Origin of the sequence: Kitasatospora sp. LaBMicrA B282, assembly GCF_050325825.1 — a bacterium.
Classification (GTDB): domain Bacteria; phylum Actinomycetota; class Actinomycetes; order Streptomycetales; family Streptomycetaceae; genus Kitasatospora.
The window spans coordinates 12,507-33,820 of the sequence record NZ_JBNQTI010000032.1; the positions used below are offsets into that span (position 1 = coordinate 12,507).

The following is a 21,314-nucleotide window of genomic DNA, read 5'->3' on the forward strand; positions in this document are numbered from 1 at the left end:
ACGAACTCTATGCTACGAGGGGCCGCTCATCGCCGCCCTGGTCCTCCCATCCATCGACACGACAAGACGGAGGTTTGGCCACATGGCTGTCGCAGTGACGGGGCGGTCGTCGCCGACGGAGCCGTCGCCCCCGGAGCGCGCCGCCGAGCCCCCGGTGCGGCACGGCACCTCCTGGCGCACGCGGCTGCGGCGCGACAAGGTCCTGCTGCTGATGATGCTGCCCGGCGTGCTCTACTTCGCGGTCTTCCAGTACCTCGCACAACTCGGGAACGTCATCGCGTTCAAGGACTACCTGCCGTTCGTCGGCATCAAGGACAGCGCCTGGGTCGGCTTCCGGAACTTCACGGTGCTGTGGCAGGACCCGGCCTTCTGGCGGGCGGTCGCCAACTCCCTGGAACTGGCCGGCCTCCAGCTGCTCCTCTTCTTCCCGGTGCCGCTGGCCCTGGCGCTGCTGCTGCACAGTCTGACCCGCGCCTGGGTCCGCAAGCTGGTGGTCAGCTTCGTCTACCTGCCGCACTTCGTCTCGTGGGTGATCGTGGTCGGCCTGTTCGTGCAGGTGCTGGGCCCCAACGGGGTGGCCAACGGGCTGCTCTCCGGCGACAGTCACCACCACGTCGTCACCCTGTTCACCGACCCGGCGATGTTCAAGCCGATGATGATCGTCGAGCTGATCTGGAAGGACTGCGGCTGGGGGACGATCATCTTCCTCGCCGCCCTCCACCAGGTCGACGAGGGCCTCTACGAGGCCGCCGCGCTGGACGGTGCGGGCTGGGGCCGGCGGCACTGGCACGTGACGCTGCCGTCGATCCGCCCGGTCATCGTGCTGCTGCTGATCATGCGGGTCGGCGACATCCTCAGCGTCGGCTTCGACCAGGTCATGCAGCAGCGGAACACCTTCGGACCGCAAGCCTCGGAAGTCATGGACACCTACATCTACTACCACGGCGTGCAGGACGGGAACTTCTCCACCGGAGCCGTGGCCGGACTCTTCAAGGGCGTCATCGCCCTGATCCTGGTCATCGGCGCCAACAAGATCGCGCACAGGCTCGGCGAGCAGGGGGTGTACCAGTGAGCGCCGCGGACCGCACCGACGTCCGCCCGGCGTGGCTGGGCAGACCGAAGCCGGTCGTCAGCGCGGCCAAGGCGGTGGCCGTCGTCGTCATCCTCCTCCTGGTGGCCATCCCGTTCTGGCTGGTCCTCGCGACCAGCATCTCCTCCGACCGGAAGGTGACGGCCAACGGCGGCTGGTCGCTGTGGCCGGACCGGATCGACCTGCACGCCTACGCGGACGTCCTGGACGGCGGGATCATCGGGCACGCGATCCTGGTCTCCACGCTGGTGACGGTGGTCGGCACCGCCCTGAGCCTGGCCGCCACGACCCTGCTCGCCTACGCACTGTCGCGGCCGAACGTGCTGGGCGGCAAGCCGATCCTGCTGGCCGTCCTGTTCACCTTCCTGTTCCCCGCCGGCATGATCCCGAGCTTCCTGATCGTCACGGACCTGAAGCTCACGGACCACCTCGGTGCCCTGTTCCTACCGGTCATGATCAACGTCTTCAACCTGGTGGTGATGCGGGGCTTCTTCCAGGGCATTCCGGTGGAGCTCCACGAGGCGGCCCGGCTCGACGGCGCGGGCGAACTCAGGACACTGTTCCGCATCGTGCTGCCGCTGTCCAAGGCGATCATCGCCGTCGTCGGCCTCTACTACGCGGTCGCCTACTGGAACGACTACTTCCGGGCGATGCTCTACCTCAACAACAGCAGCGCGGACCAGCTGCCGCTCTCCACGGTCCTGCGCGGGTACCTGACCAGCACCAACGCCCAGTCCGAGACCGGCGAGGCGATGCTGACCCAGGCCCCGCAGAAGACCATCGCGGCCATCGTCGTCATGAGCGTGCTGCCCATCGCGGCCGCGTTCCCGTTCCTGCAGCGCTTCTTCACCAAGGGCGTCCTCACCGGCGCCGTGAAGAGCTGACCCCGTCCCGACCCCACAAGGAGCCCTTCGTCATGAACTCCGCATTCTCCCGGAGAAGCCTCCTGCGCACCGTCGCCGGTGCGACGGTCGCGGCAGCAGCCCTCCCGTCCCTGGCGGCGTGCGGCAGCGGCGCGTCCGCCACCTCGGCCGGCAACGCCGGCAAGACGCTGGCACCGTGGCCCACCCACACCCCGGTCAAGGGCCTCCACCCGGACCTGCCGGGGACGGCGGCCGGTGTGCTGGACACGTTCCTGACCTACCCGTCGAACCTGGTGCAGGCCGTGCCGTCCAAACCCGGTGACGGCTCCACCGTCCGGGTCATGATGATCAGTTACGGCGCCCCGCCCAAGGGGCCGGACAGCAACCGGATGTGGAAGGCCGTCAACGACGCGGCCGGCGTCGACATCGAGCTGACCATGGTGGCCGACGTCGACTTCGAGGTGAAGTACTCCACCATGATGGCCTCCGGCGACCTACCGGACCTCATGATGCTCGGCCGGTCGCCGCTGCCCAACGAGGCGCAGTTCCTCCAGGCCGAGTGCGCGGACCTGAGCGAGCACCTGTCCGGCGACGCCGGCGCGCGCGACTACCCGAACCTCGCGGCGATCCCCGGCTACACGTGGGACGCCATGGGCCGCGTCGGCGGACGGATCTACAGCGTGCCGATCCACCGGCCCCTGCTGGGCCACTCCGTCTTCGCCGACTCCGACAGGTTCACCGCGGCCGGCATCTGGCAGCCGACGGTCGGCGGCCTGAGGAAGGACGACCTCACCAAGGGCCTCCTCGCGCTGAACACCCAGGGCCACTACGCGCTCGGCACCTCGACCGCCGCGAACTTCGGCTACCTGACCCACGCCGGCGTGCACGGCGCGCCGAACGTGTGGAGCCTCAACAACGGCACGTTCACCCCGACCTACGGCACCGAGCAGTTCAAGGCCGCCGTCGCCACCATGGCCGAGTGGTACGGCAAGGGCCTGTACGACCCGGCAGCGCTGACCACGTCGGTGACGCAGGCGAGAAACCTCTTCACGAACGGCACGTACCGCAGCATCACCGAGGGCTTCGGCGGGTTCACCGTCTACGCCCAGACCGTCGGCGACACCTTCAAGGTGGACTTCGTCCGCCCGTACGACACCGGCACCACGCCGACGCCGTGGTTCGCGCCGTGCTACTTCGGCTACACCGCGCTGAAGCGGGCCTCGCCGGAGCGCATCAGGATGCTGCTGCGCGTGCTGAACTTCTTCGCCTCGCCGTTCGGGTCCAAGGAGTACGAGTTGATCAACTACGGCATCGAAGGCGTGCACTTCACCCGCGGGAAGGACGGCGGCCCGTCGGTCCCGACCGAGCTCGGCAAGGTCGAGAACAGCACGAACCTGCCCTTCGGGTACATCGCCTCGCCCCCGATGGTGAACTACATCCCCGGCCGGCCCGAGGCGGCCAGGCGCTGCTACCAGGCGCAGCTGGACATCGTGCCGAAGGGCGTCGCGGACCCCTCCCTCGGCATCCAGTCCGCGACCCGCAACAAGCACTGGCCCACCCTGCTGACCATGGTGAACGACGGCATCAACAGCATCGTCACCGGCAAGCAACCGATCTCCGCCTGGGACGGCGTGGTCCGGAACTGGCGGAGCCAGGGCGGCGACGCCATCGCCGCCGAACTCGCCGCCGAGTACGGAAAGCTGCACGGCTGACCTGGGACCCGGGCCCGGGCGAGGACGGGCTCGGCGCCCGTGCCTCGCCCGGGCGCCGGGCTCACCCGACGTCCACCGGGTCCACCGGGCGCGCCGTGCTCGACGTCCCCGCCGGGCTCGACGCCCCCACCACCCGGCTGCTCTCCCGCAGCGCCCGCGAACGCCCCGCCCACTGCCCGTGGCCCCACAGCAGCAGGCCGGCCAGCGGCAGCGCCGTCCCGAACACGCAGACACCGCTCCAGCCGTGGCCGGTGTGCAGCAGCCCGGCCACGGCGGAGGACGCGGCGCCACCCGCGAACACGGTGGTCATGAAGACCGTGTTGAGCCGGGCGCGGGCCTCCCGGCGCAGCGCGTACACCTCGTGCTGACTGAGCACCTGGTGGCCCTGGACCGCGAAGTCCAGCAGCACGGCGGCCAACGCGAGCAGCGCCACGCTGCTGTGACCGACGGCCGCGAGCACGAAGGCGGCCGCCGCCAGCAGCAGTGCGGCCCCGCTGGCGGCCCGGCCGTGGCCGCGGTCGGCGAGCCGGCCGGCGACCGGCGCCGCGGCCGCTCCGCCGGCGCCGACCAGTGCGAACACGGCGATCTGCGCCTGCCCGAAGTGGTGCTCGTCGATCAGCTCGTAGGCGATGACCGTCCAGAACGTGGTGAACGCCCCGAACATGGTCGCCTGGCACAGGGCCCGGCGCCGCAGCACCGGCTCGCTCCGCACCAGCTCCCCCAGGCTCGCCAGCAGCGACCGGTAGCCGGCCGCGTGGGCGGGGACGCGCTCCGGCAGCATCCGGCGCAGCACGGCACCGAGGCCGAGCATCAGCACCGCCGAGATGACGTAGATCGCCCGCCAGCCGAGCAGGTCGGCGACCAGGCTGGAGACCGTACGGGCCAGCAGGATGCCGAGCAGCAGCCCGCTCATCACCCGGCCGACGATCCGCCCCTGCTGGTCGGCCGGTGCCAGCTGGGCCGCCAGCGGCACCAGCACCTGGGCGACCACCGAGGTGGTGCCCACCAGCACCGAGACCGCCAGGAACATCCCGAACACCGGGCTGAGGGCGGCGAGCAGCAGCGCGGTCGCCGTCACCAGCAGAGTCCGGGTCGCCAGCCGGCGGTTCTCCACCAGGTCGCCCAGCGGCAGCACGAAGAGCAGGCCCAGGGCGTAGCCGACCTGGGTCAGCGTCACCACCGTGGTGGCCGCGCCCTGGCCGACGCCGAAGGAGTGGGCGACCAGGGCGAGCAGTGGTTGCGCGTAGTAGAGGTTGGCCACGGTCAGCCCGCAGGCCACCGCGAGCACCAGGGTCAGTGCGGGGTCCATCCGCTGCGGCGCGGCCGTCTCGGGCCCACCCATGGGCTGACGCATGTCTGTTCACCTTCCGGACGTGGTTCGACGGGCAACGCTAGGCAGGCGGGCGCCGATCGTGGAAGGGTGTGCGGCACCCCCCGTCAGCCTGGGTGCGCCGCACCCAGGCTCGCCGGCCCGGCTGCCGGTACGGTGGCGGGCATGACGAGGGGAAACGAGCTCGGCGACTTCCTGCGCGCCCGCCGCGGCCGGCTGCTGCCGGAGCAGGCGGGGCTGCCGTCGCACACCTCCCGCCGGGTCAAGGGCCTGCGCCGGGAGGAGGTCGCGCTGCTCGCCGGGGTGAGCACCGACTACTACACCCGGCTCGAACAGGGCCGCGAGCGCAACCCGTCGGAGCAGGTGCTCGGCGCCGTGGCCCGGGCGCTGCGCCTCGAGGCCGACGCCGCCGCCCACCTGTTCCGGCTGGCCCAGCCGGCGCCGCAGCCGGCGACCCCGGCGGTGACCACGGTCAGCCCCGAACTGCTCCGGCTGATGGAGCACTTCCTGGACCTGCCGGCCTGCATCGTCGGTCCCGCACTCGACATCCTGGCCGCCAACCGGTCCGCCCGGCAGCTCTACAGCGGCTTCGCCCGGATGGACAACCAGCTGCGGATGCTCTTCCTCGACCCGTTCGGCCGCCGCTTCTACCAGGACTGGGAGCGGGCCGCCCGCAGCATGGTCAGCAACCTGCGCGCGCAGGCCGCGCCCTTCCCCGACGACCCGCGCGTCACCCAGGTGATCGGCGAACTCTCGCTGCGCAGCCCGGCCTTCGCCGACCTGTGGGCGAGGTACGACGTGCGCCCCTGCACCAGCGACGACAAGCCGCTCTGGCACCCCCAGGTCGGCGACCTGGCCGTGCACTACGAGGCGTTCACCGTCACCAGCGCCCCGGGCCAGCGGCTGCTGGTCTACTCCGCCGAACCCGGCACCCCCAGCGCTGACGCCCTGGTCCTGCTGCGCACCCTCGCCGAGGACCTCCCCCCGAACACCCGGGGCGCCAGCGGTAGGGCGACGGCCGGCCGGGCGCCGATCGGCTGAGCACGTCGGCGCGAGGACGCCGGATGTCCGGATGTCCGGGGGCGTCGGCGTCGGCGGGCGCGTCGGGCACCATCTCCACCAGTCGGCGGGTGGCGCCGCTCCCCCACACCCGCCCTTGTCCGGACGCGGTCCGCCCACCGATATTGTGGGGATGCGGATCAACCAGCAGGACACGCAGCAGGACCGGCAAGGCCGCGTCCTGCACGGGGGTGCGCCCTACAGCGGCGAGGTGGCGAGCACCGATCCCGACAGCCACCGCCTGATCACGCTCGTCGGCTACCGGGAGGGCTGGCCGGTGCACCGCCGGCGGTGGGCCGGGAGCGGGGAGCTCGTCGAGGACGCACAGCTGCCCCTCCCCCAGGCCGACCCGGCCGACACCGAGTCGGCGCGGGCCGCCGAGGGCGCGTTCGCCCAGGGGGCGCAGGAACGGAACGACGGGAACACCGACGCCGCCCGGACGCTGTTCCAGCGCGCCGCCGACAGCGGGCACCCCGACGTCGGTCCCAAGGCGCTGGCGAACCTGGCCGTCCTCGAGGCCGCCGCCGGCCGCACCGAGCAGGCCCGCACCGTGTTCGAGCGGGCGATCGCCACCGGACACCCCGACCACGCACCGCAGTCCCTGTTCAACTACGCCGTCTTCCGGCAGCGCGAGGGCGACCCGGCACACGCCCGCGAGCTCTACCAGCAGGCCATCGCCACCGGGCACCTCGAGCACGCCCGCAAGGCGCTGTTCAACCTCGGGAACCTGGCGGCGGCGGAGGGCCGCACCGACGAGGCCGGCGACCTGTTCCTGCGGGCCATGGCGCCCCCGTTCCGCGGCGAGACCGCCTACCGGGCGCACCGCCGGCTCCGCGAGGTCGACCCCGGCCGCCTGGCCGAGGCCCGCGAGGTGTACCTGCGGGCGATCGGAAGTGAGGAGCGGTGGACCGCGACCATGGCCCACGAGTTGCTGTACGACCTCGACCCCGAGCACCACGTCCCGCCGCCCACGATCGAGATCGGCCGGCGCACCTTCGCGTTGGCCGAGGTCGAGGCCGTCGAGTGGGCGGGCGTGGTACCGCGCTACGGCTCCGGCCACGTCGACGTCCACACCCGGGACGGGGAGCAGCACACGGTCCACCTCGACCTCGGCGACTCGGAGGACCGGCGCGGGTACGACTGGCTCCAGCGGCTGAACCTGGGCCCGGACCGGCGCTGAGGGCCGGCCGGCGCTGAGACCCGGCCGGCGCTGAGACCCGGCCGGCGCTGAGGTCCGACCAGCTCCGCGGCCCCGGCGGGCGCCGGCCTGCCGGCTTCAGCAGGCGGTCCGGGCCCGGGCCGCCTGCTGGATCCGCGACGGTCCGCAGACCCAGACCAGGGCCCGGCCGAGCGTGCGGGCGACCGGCCGGTCCCACAGGACGCGCACCGGGGTCGGGCGGCGCAGCCCGAGTTCGGTCCGGGCCCAGTCGGGCAGCAGCCCGATCGACCCGTTCATCAGCAGCCTGGTGGCCGCCCGCTCCCGCGCGTCGGCCCCGAGGCCCCGCAGGAACCGCGCGCAGTCCACGGCCGCCGGGGTGGCCCGCAGCTCGGGGCGCACCCGGGTCAGGTACCGCGCCACCGCCGCGGCCGAGTCCGGCACCTCCCGGGCACCCAGCCGGCGCGCGAGGAGCGCGACCTCGGCGTAGTACCGGTCGCACTCGGCGGCCGTCAGCGGCTCGGCCGCGAAGGCCTGATGTCCCGCCAGGAAGCAGCGGACCTCGGCGGTGTGCACCCAGGTGAGCAGGTCCGGGTCGTCCGCCCGGTAGGCCCGGCCGTCCGGTGCGGTGCCGTGGATCCGGGGATGGATCCGCCGCACCGCCGCAATCGCCTGCTCGGCGGCCCCGGTCGAGCCGAAGCTGGTGGTGGTGACGAACCGCACGGTCCGGTGCAGCCGCCCGGCGGGGTCCTCCCGGAAGTCCGAGTACCGGTCCACCGCGGCCATCGCCAAGGGGTGCAGCGACTGCAGCAGCAGCGCGGCGAAGCCACCCGTCAGCATCCCCGCCGGGTGGCCGTGCACCCGCCAGACCACGCTGCCCGGCCCGAACAGCCCCGGGTCCCCGGCCGGGCCGTCGTACCGTTCCAGATGCAGGTCGCCGCCGTGGACGGCGGAGTCGAGCTGGGCCAGCAGGCGGGCGCGCAGCGCCTCGAGTATCGGCAGCATGCCCGCCATTGTGCCGCGCGGGGGCCTCGGTCAGCCCCCCACCGGCACCGCGGCGACCGCACCGTGCCGGACGGGCCTGGTCACCTGCTTGGCCACGCAGGCCGGCAGCCCGGCCGTGGCGCCCGCGGCGAGGCGCCGGTAGGTGCTGGGCGGCATCCCCATCAGCTCGGTGAACCGGGTGCTGAAGGTGCCCAGCGAGGAGCAGCCGACCGCGAAGCAGACCTCGGTGACGCTGAGGTCGCCGCGCCGCAGCAGCGCCGTCGCCCGCTCGATGCGCCGGGTCATGAGGTAGGCGTAGGGGGACTCACCGTAGGCGCGGCGGAACTGCCGCCTGAGGTGCCCGGCGGACATGTCGGCGCCGCGGGCGAGCGCCTCGACGTTCAGCGGCTGTGCGTACTCCCGGTCGATCCGGTCCCGGACCCGGCGCAGCCGGGCGAGGTCGGCCAGGTGGTGCGCCTCGGCGAGGGCACGCCCCCAGGCGGGGTGACACATGCGGGTACTCCTTCCCTCGGTCCGTGCGGGGCGGGGCAGCAGCCGGACGGTTCAGCGGACCTCCTGGATCCGGACCATGTTGCCCGCGGGATCGCGGAAGGCGCAGTCGCGGACGCCGTACGGCTGGTCGGTCGGCTCCTGCACCACCTCGACGTCGTCGGCCTGCACCACCTTCTCGAAGGTGCCGTCCAGGTCCCGGGTGGCCAGCAGGATCCAGCCGTAGGTGCCCTTGGCCATCATCTCGGCGATGGTGCGCCGCTCCTCCTCGGTGACCCCGGGATCGGCGGCCGCCGGCGCCAGCAGGATGCAGGTGTCGGGCTGGCCGGCGGGGCCGACGGTGATCCAGCGCATCCTGCCCTGCCCGACGTCGCTGCGGACCTCGAAGCCGAGGACGTCGCGGTAGAAGTGCAGCGAGGCGTCCGGGTCGACGTGCGGCAGGGCGCTGGTGTGAATGGTGAGGTCCATGCCCACGATGCTAGGTCCGGGACCGCCTCCCGCGCTTCTCGGATCCTGACCGGTTCTCCGGCGGCCGGGTGGTGCCCGACCAGTCGCCGGACGCGTCGTCAGGCCTCGTCCGCCAGCACCTGGTCGATCCGGGCCGCCAGCTGGAAGTCCAGGCCGGTGAGCCCGCCCTTGCTGTGCGTGCTCAGGGCGAAGGTGAGGCTGGTCCAGCGGATGTCGATGTCCGGGTGGTGGTTCAGCACCTCGGCGGCCTCGGCGACGGTGTCCACCACCCGGATGCCCGCCATGAAGGTGCGGGCCTCGGCGGTGCGCCGGATGGTGTCGCCCTCCCGGGTCCAGTCCGGCAACCGCTTCAGCCCGTCGGCGATCTCCGCCTCGGTCAGCAGGGTGTCATTGCTCATCGCATCGCTCCCGGGCCAGGGGAGGCGCCCGCACCCGGGCGCCTCGCCACACGTGAGGCGATCGTCCCAGCCGCGGCTGCGGACGGTCCGTCACCACGCCGTCCGGCGCGGGACCCGGTCCAGGCTAACGCGCGCGGCCGGCCAGCTCCAGGAAGCGCAGGCCCACCTCGGTGACCTCGGCCGGGCTCCACTCCAGGGCGGGGCACTCGATGGTGACCTCGGCCATCGCCAGACCGGGAGCGGCGTCCTGCCACCACGGCACGAACCAGGTGCCCTCGGTATCGGCCAGCGCGAGGTGGGCGGCGTCCAGCGCCTCGGCGGCGTACGGGAGCCAGAGCTGGAACTCGTTGGTCTGCGGCTCCACCGGGTTGACCCGGGCCCCGGGCAGGGCGGCGAGGGCACTCGCGAGCAGCTTCGCGTGCCGCACGTACGCGGGCAGCCGGGGCAGCACGGTGTCGAGGCCCTGCTGCGCGGCGAGCGCGGCGGGCCACTGCTGGTAGAGGGTGCCGCCGTGGCGGTGGCGCCAGGCGCGAGCGTACCCGGCCAGGGCGGCGTCGCCGACCAGCGCGGCGCCGCTGATCCCGCGCAGGTCCTTGTAGAAGGAGACATAGGTGCTGTCGGCCAGCTGCGCGACGGCGTCGAGCGGCCGGCCGAAGTGCTCGGTGGTGCCCCACAGTCGGGCGCCGTCGAAGTGCACCCGCGCCCCGCTCGCCCGGGCGGCCGCGACCAGCTCGGCGAGTTCGTCCCAGCTCGGCAGCAGGTAACCGGCGTCGCGCAGCGGGAGTTCGACCGTGAGGGTGCCGAACGGCTCGCCCAGGGCGGCCAGTTCGGCGGGGGTGGGGATGCGGGGCGCGGTGGTGGGCCACAGGCCGCGCAGGCCGGTCAGCTGGCTGTACGCCTGCCGCTCGTGCACCTCGAGGTGGCTGAGCGGGTGCAGGGCCACCGCGCGGCGGCCGGTCAGCTCGGCGCCGTACCGCAGCGCGACCTGCTGGGCCATGGTGCCGGTCGGGAAGAAGACCGCCGCCTCGGCGCCGAGCAGGCCGGCGACCCGCTCCTCCAGTTCCCGCACCGGGCCGTTGCTGCCGTAGAAGTCGGCCTGGACGTCGAGGCCGTCCAGTTCGGCGAGGCGGGCCAGCCGCTCGCGCATGGTCGTCATGCGGTTGCCGGAGAGCAGGCGGTGGCAGGTCCGGCTCGCGGCGAACCGCCGTTCGGTCGCGGTCAAGGGGGTGTCCATCCGGCGATTCTCCGCGGCCGACCCCCAACCGGCCAGCGGTTTTGCGCTCGGGGCAAGGGCCGGCGGGCCGGCTGGCTGCGGGAACCGTCACTCGGCCAGGCCGCGGGTGAGCACCACCACCGCGACGAAGGCCTGGTAGAGCCGCAGCGGGTCCTGGTCGGTCAGCGTGACGGTCAGGTCGTCCACCCGCACGGCGCCGCTGATCCAGGTCGCCTGCCCGGCCAGGTCGGCGTTGCGGAACCGGACGGTGAGGGTGGCGGGCAGCGAGATCGCCGGCGCGGCGGCACCGGGCAGCGCCGCCACCGCCTGCTGCGCCGTGCTGCGGATCAGCTCCCGCGCCTCCTCCGGGTGCAGGCTGTCGGCCGCGAAGCGCGAGACCGAGGTCTTGACGACGGCGGCACGGATCTCCGGACAGAACGGACGGGCCTCCCGCGCGGTCACCTCGTCACCGGTGATCAGCACCACCGGGACCCCGTGCCCGAGCGCCACCAGCGCGTTGATGCCGCTCTCCCCCACCGGCACCCCGTTCAGCCGGACTTCGGCGATGGCCCGCGGGTTGTAGGTGTGCGACAGCGTCGACGGCGCACCGCCCATCGAGCCGTGGTAGGAGACCAGGAAGACCGCGTCGAACGAGGCGTCCAGGCCCTGCATCATGTAGAACGGCTTGTGCCGCCCCGACAGGTAGCGGGCGCGGCCGGCCAGCGCGTCCGGGCGCAGGTTGGCCATCGCGCCGTGCGAGTCGTTCACCAGGAACTCCCGCGCGCCGCCCGCCATCGCGCCCTCGATCGCCGCGTTGACCTCGCCCTGCAGCAGCTCGCGGTAGTAGCCGTAGTCCGCGCCGGTGGCCCGGCACTGCTCCCAGTCGACGACGCCCGCGGTGCCTTCCATGTCCGACGAGATGAAGATCCGCACGATTGCTCCCCTGCTCCTCGTTCCTGCTCCCCGTTCCGGCGGCGGCTGCCCGCCGGGGGCCGGTCCGGTGCCCAGACTGGCAGGTCCCTCCGCACGGTTGCGCAACCGGTATCGACCGGAACGCCCGCCGACCGGAGGAGAGTTTCGCCCGCAAGGGTGAGTGCGCCGCCTTCGGGCCGCTTCATGATCGCTCAGCGTTGTAGAAAGGGCGCGTCCTGTTGATCAACTGATGGGCTCTCACCATGCTGAAGGCAGCACTGCGCCTCGCCACCGCCACCTCCCTCGCCGTCGTCTCGGTGGCCGTCGCCGTCCCCGCGGACGCCGCAACCGCGAGCCGCACCACAACGGTTCGAACCGCTCGGGCCGTCGACACCGGGCCGTGCGGGCCGGTCGGCCCGATGCACGCGTCGGACTGGTTCGCCACCACCACCGACTACTCGATCTTCAACGCCGTGTCGCGGGCGCAGGCCGCGGAGACCTGGCAGTGGCGCTACGACAGCAACACGCTCTGGCGCGGCGACACCCGGGAGAACGTGCAGCAGATCTTCGCCGACGGCTTCACCCCGCGCGGCGACTACCTGGCCCCGCTGGCCGAGTACATCGTCAAGGGCGGCGGCCAGAACACCGCGCACCTGAGCACCAGTTGCGCGCAGTGGGTGGCGCAGAAGTTCGCCACCTACGGTGCGGCGAAGGCCGGCTGGGTCTACGAGATCGAGGCTCCCGGCGGTATCGACGTCAATGCCACCGCACAGGTCAACGACTATCAGTCCCCCTACCTGTGGAACAAGGAGATCGACTTCCCCGGCGGGATCAAGGGCCGCTACATCAAGGACGCCTGCAAGTACCGCCTGGTGAGCACCGATCCGACCACCAAGGTCAACACCTACGAGAACCTCGGCTGCCAGGACAACCCGGGCTTCGAGGGCGCGTCCGACACCGCGCGCTGACCCGCGCTTCCGCTGGTCCCGGGTGGGGCGTGCGGAGCGCCGGTCGTGCGCCACCCGGCGCCGCTGGCCACCGACTGGAACCTCAGCTTCGGCCTGCGGGTGGCCGTCCCCGACGCGCCGGTCACCACCGGCGACGGGGAGCACGGCAGCGCGGGGTGGGGTAGCGGACGGGTGCCCGTCGAGCTGTCAGGGGGTGGTGGCAGACTCCGGCGCATGGATCTCGCTCAGCTCACCTTCGACGAGTGGCGCTCGTTCGACCTGCCGACCGCTCGCCGATTCGCCGACCGCGCGGCCGACCTGGCGGACGGGCGGGTGGTGTCCGTCGAGGCCGGCGAGCACCTCGGCGGCCGGCTGCACTCCGTGCGGATCGAGCGAGCCGGCCAGGAGTTCGCCCTGGTGCCCGGCGGCCCGGTCACGCTCGGCTTCGACCTCGACGCCTGGCAGCCCACCGCCGAGCAGGTCGCCGACTACCAGGACAGCCTGGCCCGGGACTTCGGGTTCGGCCCCGAGCTGCGCGACCACCTCGCCCAGCTGCTCAGCCCACCCCGCCGGGTCACCGTGGCGACGGTCCTGATGGCGGTGGCGGACGAGAACCTGACCGAACCCGCGGCCGACACCCCGGCGCTGCTCGCCGCGCGCGGCCTGCGGATGCCTAGCCCCGACGAGTGGGAGCACGCGTGCGGCGCCGGCGCCACCACGCTCTTCCGCTGGGGCGACGACTGCCCCCTCGACCGGACCCCCTACGAGGACCCCACCGGCCCGCACCGCCGGCCGAACGCCCTGGGCCTGCGGATCGCCTACGACACCTACCGGACCGAACTCACCAGCGACCCCGCCGCGGTGCACGGCGGCGACGGCGGCGAGTCGGAGTGCGGCGGCTACGGCCGCCTGCTGGGCTGGCTGCCCCTGGCCACGGCCAACCGCCACCCGGACTACGCCACCGAGTTCGTCTACGGCGAGGCCGGCGAGGACATGTACGAGGTCTTCTCCACCCGGCCGGTGCTCGCCCTCTGACGCCTGGCCGAGCGGCTCGACCGTCCCCGTACTCAGCCGACGGTCTTGCCGAGGGTGAGGTTCGGCATGTCGTAACCGCCCGAGAAGCGCAGGGTGTTGTTCGCGTTGAGGTACACCTGCACCGCGACCCAGGCGTCGCACCGGTGGTCGCCGATGCTGTCGCTCTGTTGCCGGCCGTTGACCAGCTGGAGCTCGTCGCCGGTGATCGGCCCGAGCTGGTACTCCATCGCGCACTTCACCCCGGGCCCCAGCTGGTAGGTCCCGGTCACCGGCCGGTACGTGTAGTTGGAAGGCTCGGCCTGGGCGATGGTCAGGTAGATCGACTCAGGGCCGAGGCCCGGGATGACTCCGGTCCAGCTGCCCAGGAAGGGGTCGGCGATGACCGAGGCCGAGGGCGACGGCGTCGGGTCCACCGGGAGCCCGTAGTCCGGGGTGCTGTCGATCGTCGTCGAGTCGTTGGCGGCCGAGTTGCTGCCGTGCCCCGCGGCGTTGGCGAGCGCGAAGACCAGACCGACCGTGGCGAACAGCGCCACCAGACCGATGACGGCGTTCCGCCCGGTGTTCCGCCGCTCCGCCGGCTGCGGATCCTGGAGCCCCCACCGGTCCCGCCGGGCCTGCTCGGCTTCCCGGCGCGCCTCCTGCTTCTGCAGCACCTTCGCGACCCGGTTCCGCTCCGGATCCAGCTCCGCCAGGCGCCTGTTCACCAGCTTGGCGAGCCGCTCCTGCTCCGCTTCCGCCGCCGAGCGCGCCGGCGGCACCGCGGTGGCCGGTGCGGTCGGGGTCGGGCTCGGGGTACTCGGCGTCGGGGCCGCCGAGCGGGGGTCCACCGACCGCGGATCCACCGACCGCGGGTCCGCGGCGAGCCGGCGGGTGGCCGGGTCCTGCTCCACGGCGCCGGCCTCCAGGTCGAGCAGTTCGGAGACCCGGCGGGAGAGCTGCACCAGCAGCGGCGCGGGCAGCCAGCCGGCCGCGACCAGCGCCGCCGCGCCCTGCGGCGCGAGCCGGGCGGCGAGCTGCTGCGGGGTGGGCCGGGCGGCCGGGTCGCGGGCCAGGCAGTCCGCGGCCACCGCGCGCAGCTCACCGGCGAGCAGACCCAGGTCCGGCTCGCCGTGCGCCACCTTGTAGAGCAGCGCCCCCGCGGTCTCGGCGGCGAACGGACCCCGCCCGGTCGCCGCGTACACCAGGACCGCGCCGAGCTGGAAGACGTCCGAGGCGGCGCCCAGCGGCTGGCCCAGCACCTGCTCCGGCGACATGTAGCCGGGCGAGCCGATCACCACCCCGCTCTGGGTGAGGCCGGCGGTCGCCGCCGCGTCCATGGCCCGGGCGATGCCGAAGTCGATCAGCTTCGGGCCGTCCGGCGTCAGCATCACGTTCGAGGGCTTGATGTCACGGTGGATCAGCTGCATCGCGTGCACGACGGCGAGCGCCTCGGCGAGCCCGGCGGTCAGGGTGCGCACGTCGTGCTCGGGCAGCAGGCCGAACTCGGTCACCGCGTCGGAGAGCGACGGCCCGGCGATGTAGCGGGTGGCGACCCAGGGGTGCTCCGACTCGGTGTCGGCGTCCAGGACGTGCGCGGTCCACTGCCCGCCGACCTTGCGCGCGGAGGCCACCTCGCGCTTGAACCGGCTGCGGAACTCGGCGTCCGTCGCCAGGTCGGACTTGACCAGCTTCACCGCGACGGTCCGCCCGCCCGGGCTGCGCCCGAGGAAGACCTGGCCCATCCCGCCCGCGCCCAGTCGGCGCAGCAGCCGGTACTCGCCGACCTGTGTCGGATCCCCCGCCGCCAACGGCTGCATGCGTCTCTTCTCCCCGTCCGGTGCCCGCTCGCTGCGGGCCTGGCAACGCCCGATCATGGCGGTGCGGGTGCTGCGGGGACAAGTCGGCCGCTGCGGCCGCGGGCGGCAACGGCCGTCCAGCTGCGGCCCGGTGGCGGCCGCGCGCCGAGCCCGCGCCCGTGACCTGCGAAAACCTCCACGCCTCGGCCACAGCCTTGTGACTGGGCCGCGATCGAACCGGCAGGTCGGGTGTCCTAAGGTCGGCCAGGTAAATGTCCGGCTTGTCTGCCCGCAGCTCGGGCCGGCGGCCGGACTCGCACGGGGGAGGTTCTCCATGACGAGCTCACCGACGAGCGCAGGTCCGATACCGGGCGGGTGGGCGGCTGTGCCCACCGGGCCGGCAGCCATGCCCATCGGGCCGGCGGCCGTGCCCACCGGGCCGGTCCCGCCGCCGCTGCCCCGGCTGGTCTACGCGCCGGCCCGGCCGGTGCAGCACGAGGAGCGCACCGAGGTGTGCTACGAGGTCCGGCTGCTGCCGGACGGCACCCGGGTGCTGCCGGTCTACTCGACCCGGGAACGGCTGGTGGCCGCGCTCGGTCCGGCCCAACCCTGGGCGCAGGCGCCGCTGCGGGCGGTGCGGGCGGTCATGGGCTCGGTCGGGGTGGAGCTGGTGCAGCTCGACCCGGAGGTCTCCGAGCAGGCCTGGCGCTGGACGCCCGAGCAGCTGGCCGCGTTCGGGGAGGACCGGCGATGAGCGGTCAGACCCAGGTGATCCTGGACGACCTGCAGGGCGCGGCGGACACCTTCCACCGCGAGTCGAAGACCTTTGCAGGGATCATCCCGGACGGCGGGCCGACCTGCCCCGACGGCGGCAACGCCGCGGTCGACGGGATGCTGCGGACGGTACTGGAGGCCCTCGGCGGCCTGCACCTGGCCGTGGCCGGCACCATCGGCAACCACGGCGACAAGCTGCAGAAGGCGCACGACAACTACCACGCCTGCGAGGTGTCGATGCGCGAGCTGTTCGACGACATCAGCGATCCCAGCACCATCAAGTAACGAGGGCAGGGTCATGGGCGGCAAGAGTCCGTCAGCACTACCGTCATTCGCGACCGACTGGATCGGCGGTGACATCCACGGCCTGTCCGCACTGGCCGGCACGCTCTACGGCTACCAGCCGCAGATCGAGGAGGCGAGCACCTTCCTCGACAACAGCGTCAACAAGATCGCTCACGACGCGGGCTGGTCCGGCGACGCTGCCTCCGCCTTCAAGCAGGCGTGGGAGACCGACTCGATGGCCGCCACGGCGTTGGCGGGCATCATCTCCTCGACCGGCGACATCGTCGACACCCTCGCGGTCGACCTGGCCACGATCGAGTCGGCCCTGGAGGCGGCGGCCGACCAGGCCCGCAAGGCCGGGGTGCCGATCGGCGACGACGGCAAGCCCCCGGCCCCCGCTGCCGGCCCGCCGCCGCAGCCCGGAAGCCAGGCCGCCGCGACGGCCGGCACCGCCGGCGAGTACGCCACCCTGTGGACCCAGAGCTTCCAGATGGCGGAGCAGGCCCGGCTCGACGCGGCCACCCGGCTGCAGCAGATCTACCTGCAGATCGCCCCGCCCGGCGCGGCGGGCGCCCCCGCCCTGAACACCGGCGACAAGGTCACCGTCGGCGACTACCTGCGCGGCCTGTGGGCCGTGCCGTCGGCCTACAGCAAGACCGTCGACGAACAGGCCGAGCAGGCGGAGAAGGACGCGGCCACCGCCAAGGACGCCTGGACCAAGGCGAAGAACGCCCGGCCCAACCCGAGCGTGCCGATGCCGCAGGACGTCAAGGACGCGCTGCACGACTCCCGGGCCAAGCTGGCCGGCCTGGAGGGCAAGCTCACCTCGGCGGAGGGGGTGGAGGCCAGGACCCCGCTGGCCAAGGCGCTGGACGTGCGGGTCTCCGCCTTCTTCTCCGGCGTCGCGGCCGAGGCGGGCACCTCCGAGGAGCTGAGCCTGCTCAGGAAGACCGTCAGGTTCGCGGGCGACATCCCGGTGCTCGACGTCCTCGCCGCCGGCGCCGGGACCTACTTCGGCGCCGAGGACGACATCGAGAAGGGCATGCCCTGGTACGAGGCGGTGCCGGAGAACGCCCTGTCGAACGTCGGCAGCCTGGCGGTCGGCGCGGCCGCCGGCACCGCGGTCTACGGCGTGGTGGCGGGCCTGGGCTTCGCCGGTGCCACGGTCGGCGGGGTGGTGGCCGGGGCGGCGGTCGGCGGCGTGGTGGCCGTCGGCGTCGGCGACCTGGCCTCCGACCTGTTCCACGAGCACTGGGACGAGGACATGAAGAAGGACGGCTTCTGGGGCGGCCTGGGCGACGGCATCGGACACAGCGTCAGCAACACCGGCAGCGACCTGAAGCACATGGGGGAGAAGATCTGGAACAGCATCTTCTGACGCCGGCCGAGGTGTCCCCCGCGCCCGCCCACGGGCGCTCCCGTTCCGCAGGAGATGATGATCGGTATGCCCGAACAGACCACGCCCGTCGTCCCGCGCTCCTGGCGCCGCGTCCACCTGGCCGCGCACCCCCCGGGGGTGACCGTGCTGTCGTTGCCCTTCCTCGGCACCGGCTGGGTCCGGCGCGGCGTGCGCTACTGGTGGGGCCGGGTGCTCGCGCTGGCCCTGTTCAGCGGGATGGTGGCGCTCCAGGTCGCCTCCTGGTGGGGCGCGCTCGGTGACCACAGCACGGGCGGGCGGCTCGGCGGCGCGGGGTGGGCGATCGTGGTGGTGGGCGTGCTGGGCACGCTGGAGGGGTTGCGGATGGTGCTGTTCCGGCGGGGCATCCCGCTCTTCCGGCTGTGGTCCCACCCGCGTCCGTACGTCCGCGGGCTCTACGCGCTGCCGCTGGTGGTGTACCTGCTGTTCGTGGTCGTCCTGACGCCCGGGCTGTTCCTCTCGCTCCTGGTGGAGTGGCTGCGGCCGACCCTGACGTACGAGCGGACGGCCCGCGCCGACCTGGACGCCCAGCTCCTGACGCACGGCGGGCAGCCGGCCGGGCGCTGACACCTGCCACCACGTCCCCCGCGGCACACTCCTCCCCTGACACGGGCGCAATTCGCTTCGTACGCCGCCGTCTTGGGCGCACCTGCGCCCGACGCGTACTTCCGTTCTCCTGGCCGACGCCCACTGTGCAACCGGCGGACCTGTGGCGTCCCACCGGCGGGCCCAGAATCCCGTTTGCGATTGGGCTAGCCCAATCGAGGTGCCCGCCCCTCCCCGGAAGGACGTCCTGCCATGAGCCGCCCCGCACTGCCGCCGCAACCATCCGCCTCCCCCACCCCGCCACCGGCCCGCCGGCCCGCCCGGCCCGCCGTCGGCGTCGTCGCCGCGGCCCTGGTCGCCCTCGCCGCCCCGCTGCTCGCCGGCCTGCCGCAGAGCGCCGCGGCCGCCACCCAGAGCGCCAACCTGCTGCTCAACGGCAACGCCGAGACCTCCCAGTGCAGCCCCGGCGGCTGGGAGGAGACCACCGTCCCCGCCTGGCAGATCACCTCCGGCGACCCGGTGATCAACTGCTACGGCGTCCCGACCGGCGCCGCCACCAGCACCCCCGGCTCGCCGACCAAGGGCACCGCCTACTTCCAGGGCGGCTCGCGCGGCTCCTCCGAGATGACCCAGGTCACCGACGTCTCCGCGGCCGCGACCGCGATCGACGCGGGCGGCGTGCACTCGACCGTGTCCGGCTGGCTCGGCGGCGTCAGCAGCTACAACGACGCGGCCGCGGTGACCATCACCTACCGCGACGCCTCCGGCAACGCGCTCGGCACCTCCTCGATCGGCCCGGTGCTGGCCGCCGACCGCGGCAACACCACCAAGTTCCTGCAGCGCAGCGCCACCGCCGCGGTGCCGGCCGGGACCCGCTCCATCCTCACCACGGTCGACTTCACCATGACCGGCACCCAGAACGACGGCATGGCCGACGACCTGTCGCTGACCCTCGACACACCGGTCACCGCCCCCACGCTGAGCGTGCCGGCCTCCACCGTCCCGGGCTACGACCACGTGTTCTTCGTGATGATGGAGAACAACAACTACTCCGCGTCCTCCAACACGGTCGACGGCGGCGCCGGGGTGATCGGCAACTCCGCCGCCCCGTACATCAACAACACCCTGGTCCCGATGGGCTCGCTGCTCACCAACGACCACGCCGGGACGCACAACTCGGACCCGAACTACGAGCAGATCGCCTTCGGCAACTCCTACGGCCGCAGCGCCAAGGCCGTCGGCGGCAACAACTCCAACTGCATCACCAGCACTGCCTGCACCGCGACCAACAACGGCCTCGGGGACAACCTCGACGCGGTCGGAAAGTCCTGGAAGGAGTACGTCCAGTCGCAGACCAGCAACTGCCAGACCACCACCAGCGGTGAGTACGAGAACGACGACGCGCCGTTCTACTACGCCGCGAAGATGAAGAACGACAACGCCTACTGCCAGGCGCACTGGCAGCCGCTGCCCCAGCTGCTCAACACCGACCTCGCCGCCACCGCCACCACCCCCGCCTTCGTCTGGGCCGACGCCGACTCCTGCAACGACATGGAGGACTGCGGCATCGCCGCGGGCGACACCTGGCTGAGCCAGACCCTGCCGACCATCTTCAACTCCCCCGCCTGGACCCAGCAGAAGTCGCTGCTGATCGTCACCTGGGACGAGGACGGCAGCAACGCCCCCGGCGGCTTCGGGCCTGGCCAGACCAACCAGGTCCCGACCATCGTGGTCGGCTCCCAGGGCACCGTGAAGGCCGGTTACCAGGACCCCAACCGGTACGACCACTACAGCACCGCCCGGGTGATCGACAGCGCCCTCGGCCTGCCCGCGATGACCAACAACGACAAGTGGGCGACCCCCTACAACGAGGTCTTCACCACCGCGCAGACCGGTGGCAACACCGTCACGGTCACCAACCCGGGCACCCAGAGCGCCACCGTCGGCACCGCCGCCTCGCTCCAGCTCGCCGCCACCGACTCCGACCCGACGCAGACCCTCACCTACAGCGCGACCGGGCTGCCGGCCGGCCTCAGCATCAGCGACTCCGGCCTGGTCTCCGGCACCCCGACCACGGCCGGCAGCTCCACCGTGACCGTCACCGCCACCGACGCCACCGGCGCCACCGGCTCGACCACCTTCGGCTACACCGTGGGCGGCGGGTCCGGCTCGACGTACGCGCTCCCGATCGTCAACCCGGACGCCGAGACCGGCTCCTGCGGCTCGGGCACCGGCGGCTACCCCGCCCAGGGCTGGACCGCCAGCGTCAACCAGCCGCAGCAGGTCTGCTACGGCGCCTCCGGCGGCTACCCGACCGCAGCACAGGGCCCGCAGGCCCCGGCCACGCCCGGCAACGCCTTCTTCGACGGCGGCCCCTACGCCTCCGCCCAGATGACCCAGACCGTCGGCGTGCAGAGCCAGTCCACGCAGATCGCCACCGGCACCCTGCCCTACACGCTCTCCGGCTGGATCGGCGGCTACAGCACGCAGGGTGACAACGTCGGCGTCGTCGCCACCTTCCTCGACGCCACGGGCAACTCGCTCGGCACCGCGACGCTGGCGCCCGTCACCCCCGCCCAGCGCAACAACCAGACCGAGCTGCTCTACGAGTCGGCCACCGGCACGGTCCCGCAGGGCACGGTGTCGGTGCAGTTCGCCGCCAACTTCACCCGCCAGGTCGGGACCGACGACGACGGTTACCTGGACGACCTGGGGATGACCTTCGGCAGCTGACGCCGCCCGCTCCCAGGTGGGGTCCGGCAGCCCTGCGGCTGCCGGACCCCACCGCCTTCCCCCCCCCCCCCCCCCCCAACCCCCCCCCCGCCCCCTCCCCCCCCCCC

The 21,314-nt window shown here is 73.0% G+C and carries 20 protein-coding genes; 12 read left to right on the top strand and 8 right to left on the bottom strand.

The annotated features are described in order from the left end of the window. The first annotated feature begins 82 nt into the window (after positions 1 to 82). Genes ACQRUO_RS11965 through ACQRUO_RS11975 form a run of 3 tightly spaced genes read left to right on the top strand, consistent with a single transcriptional unit; the run spans position 83 to position 3,665 of the window. Positions 83 to 1,072: an ABC transporter permease gene (locus ACQRUO_RS11965; RefSeq protein ID WP_428315799.1), complete on the top strand. Its 990-nt coding sequence runs from the start codon at positions 83 to 85 to the stop codon at positions 1,070 to 1,072. Beyond that, a complete protein-coding gene (locus tag ACQRUO_RS11970) occupies positions 1,069 to 1,974 on the top strand; it encodes a carbohydrate ABC transporter permease (RefSeq protein ID WP_428315800.1) in 906 nt (301 codons plus the stop codon). The genes ACQRUO_RS11965 and ACQRUO_RS11970 overlap by 4 nt, the downstream gene beginning before the upstream one ends. Positions 1,975 to 2,006: 32 nt before the next feature. Further along, positions 2,007 to 3,665 (top strand): extracellular solute-binding protein, encoded by a 1,659-nt coding sequence (locus tag ACQRUO_RS11975; protein ID WP_428315801.1) that lies wholly within the window; start codon positions 2,007 to 2,009, stop codon positions 3,663 to 3,665. A gap of 61 nt (positions 3,666 to 3,726) precedes the next feature. Here ACQRUO_RS11975 and ACQRUO_RS11980 read toward each other — a convergent pair whose 3' ends face one another. Then, positions 3,727 to 5,019, bottom strand: coding sequence for an MFS transporter (locus ACQRUO_RS11980; RefSeq protein ID WP_428315802.1), 1,293 nt, complete (start codon positions 5,017 to 5,019; stop codon positions 3,727 to 3,729). A gap of 141 nt (positions 5,020 to 5,160) precedes the next feature. Between ACQRUO_RS11980 and ACQRUO_RS11985 the strand changes: the two genes are divergently transcribed. Both ACQRUO_RS11985 and ACQRUO_RS11990 read left to right on the top strand, forming a co-directional pair. Beyond that, positions 5,161 to 6,036 carry a helix-turn-helix domain-containing protein gene (locus ACQRUO_RS11985; RefSeq protein WP_428315803.1) on the top strand — a complete coding sequence of 292 codons (876 nt, stop codon included), beginning with the start codon at positions 5,161 to 5,163 and terminating at the stop codon, positions 6,034 to 6,036. Positions 6,037 to 6,187: 151 nt separating this feature from the next. Further along, complete coding sequence (locus ACQRUO_RS11990) at positions 6,188 to 7,234, top strand: tetratricopeptide repeat protein (RefSeq protein ID WP_428315804.1); 1,047 nt, start codon at positions 6,188 to 6,190, stop codon at positions 7,232 to 7,234. A 96-nt stretch (positions 7,235 to 7,330) separates the two neighbouring features. On the opposite strand, the gene ACQRUO_RS11995 is transcribed toward ACQRUO_RS11990, so the two are convergent. The 6 genes from ACQRUO_RS11995 to ACQRUO_RS12020 form a co-directional block, all read right to left on the bottom strand. Beyond that, positions 7,331 to 8,215: an oxygenase MpaB family protein gene (locus ACQRUO_RS11995; protein ID WP_428315805.1), complete on the bottom strand. Its 885-nt coding sequence runs from the start codon at positions 8,213 to 8,215 to the stop codon at positions 7,331 to 7,333. A gap of 30 nt (positions 8,216 to 8,245) precedes the next feature. Further along, on the bottom strand, positions 8,246 to 8,707 hold the full coding sequence (locus ACQRUO_RS12000; protein ID WP_428315806.1) for a helix-turn-helix transcriptional regulator: 462 nt from the start codon (positions 8,705 to 8,707) through the stop codon (positions 8,246 to 8,248). A gap of 51 nt (positions 8,708 to 8,758) precedes the next feature. Continuing rightward, a complete protein-coding gene (locus ACQRUO_RS12005) occupies positions 8,759 to 9,172 on the bottom strand; it encodes a VOC family protein (RefSeq protein WP_428315807.1) in 414 nt (137 codons plus the stop codon). Positions 9,173 to 9,270: 98 nt separating this feature from the next. Further along, positions 9,271 to 9,570, bottom strand: a complete 300-nt coding sequence (locus ACQRUO_RS12010) for a 4a-hydroxytetrahydrobiopterin dehydratase (protein ID WP_428315808.1) — start codon at positions 9,568 to 9,570, stop codon at positions 9,271 to 9,273. 124 nt (positions 9,571 to 9,694) lie between these two features. Beyond that, positions 9,695 to 10,804: a threonine aldolase family protein gene (locus tag ACQRUO_RS12015; protein WP_428315809.1), complete on the bottom strand. Its 1,110-nt coding sequence runs from the start codon at positions 10,802 to 10,804 to the stop codon at positions 9,695 to 9,697. An 87-nt stretch (positions 10,805 to 10,891) separates the two neighbouring features. Further along, the gene (locus ACQRUO_RS12020) at positions 10,892 to 11,716 is read right to left on the bottom strand and encodes a M55 family metallopeptidase (RefSeq protein ID WP_428315810.1); all 825 of its coding nucleotides are present in this window, start codon (positions 11,714 to 11,716) and stop codon (positions 10,892 to 10,894) included. 242 nt (positions 11,717 to 11,958) lie between these two features. Between ACQRUO_RS12020 and ACQRUO_RS12025 the strand changes: the two genes are divergently transcribed. Then, entirely contained in the window at positions 11,959 to 12,663 is a 705-nt protein-coding gene (locus ACQRUO_RS12025) for a scabin-related ADP-ribosyltransferase (RefSeq protein ID WP_428315811.1), read from the top strand. Positions 12,664 to 12,876: 213 nt separating this feature from the next. After that, the gene (locus ACQRUO_RS12030; protein WP_428315812.1) at positions 12,877 to 13,677 is read left to right on the top strand and encodes a hypothetical protein; all 801 of its coding nucleotides are present in this window, start codon (positions 12,877 to 12,879) and stop codon (positions 13,675 to 13,677) included. Between the two features lie 32 nt (positions 13,678 to 13,709). Here ACQRUO_RS12030 and ACQRUO_RS12035 read toward each other — a convergent pair whose 3' ends face one another. After that, positions 13,710 to 15,473, bottom strand: coding sequence for a serine/threonine-protein kinase (locus ACQRUO_RS12035; RefSeq protein ID WP_428315813.1), 1,764 nt, complete (start codon positions 15,471 to 15,473; stop codon positions 13,710 to 13,712). Positions 15,474 to 15,858: 385 nt separating this feature from the next. Here ACQRUO_RS12035 and ACQRUO_RS12040 point away from each other — a divergent pair, with 385 nt between their 5' ends. From ACQRUO_RS12040 to ACQRUO_RS12060, 5 genes are all read left to right on the top strand, one after another. Beyond that, a complete protein-coding gene (locus ACQRUO_RS12040; RefSeq protein WP_428315814.1) occupies positions 15,859 to 16,206 on the top strand; it encodes an SAV_915 family protein in 348 nt (115 codons plus the stop codon). Then, positions 16,203 to 16,511, top strand: coding sequence for a DUF6317 family protein (locus tag ACQRUO_RS12045; RefSeq protein ID WP_428315815.1), 309 nt, complete (start codon positions 16,203 to 16,205; stop codon positions 16,509 to 16,511). Before ACQRUO_RS12040 ends, ACQRUO_RS12045 begins: the two co-directional genes overlap by 4 nt. A 13-nt stretch (positions 16,512 to 16,524) precedes the next feature. Further along, positions 16,525 to 17,889: a hypothetical protein gene (locus ACQRUO_RS12050; protein WP_428315816.1), complete on the top strand. Its 1,365-nt coding sequence runs from the start codon at positions 16,525 to 16,527 to the stop codon at positions 17,887 to 17,889. A gap of 66 nt (positions 17,890 to 17,955) precedes the next feature. Continuing rightward, complete coding sequence (locus ACQRUO_RS12055; RefSeq protein ID WP_428315817.1) at positions 17,956 to 18,495, top strand: hypothetical protein; 540 nt, start codon at positions 17,956 to 17,958, stop codon at positions 18,493 to 18,495. Positions 18,496 to 18,726: 231 nt separating this feature from the next. Then, positions 18,727 to 21,207: an alkaline phosphatase family protein gene (locus tag ACQRUO_RS12060; RefSeq protein ID WP_428315818.1), complete on the top strand. Its 2,481-nt coding sequence runs from the start codon at positions 18,727 to 18,729 to the stop codon at positions 21,205 to 21,207. Positions 21,208 to 21,314 lie beyond the last annotated feature (107 nt).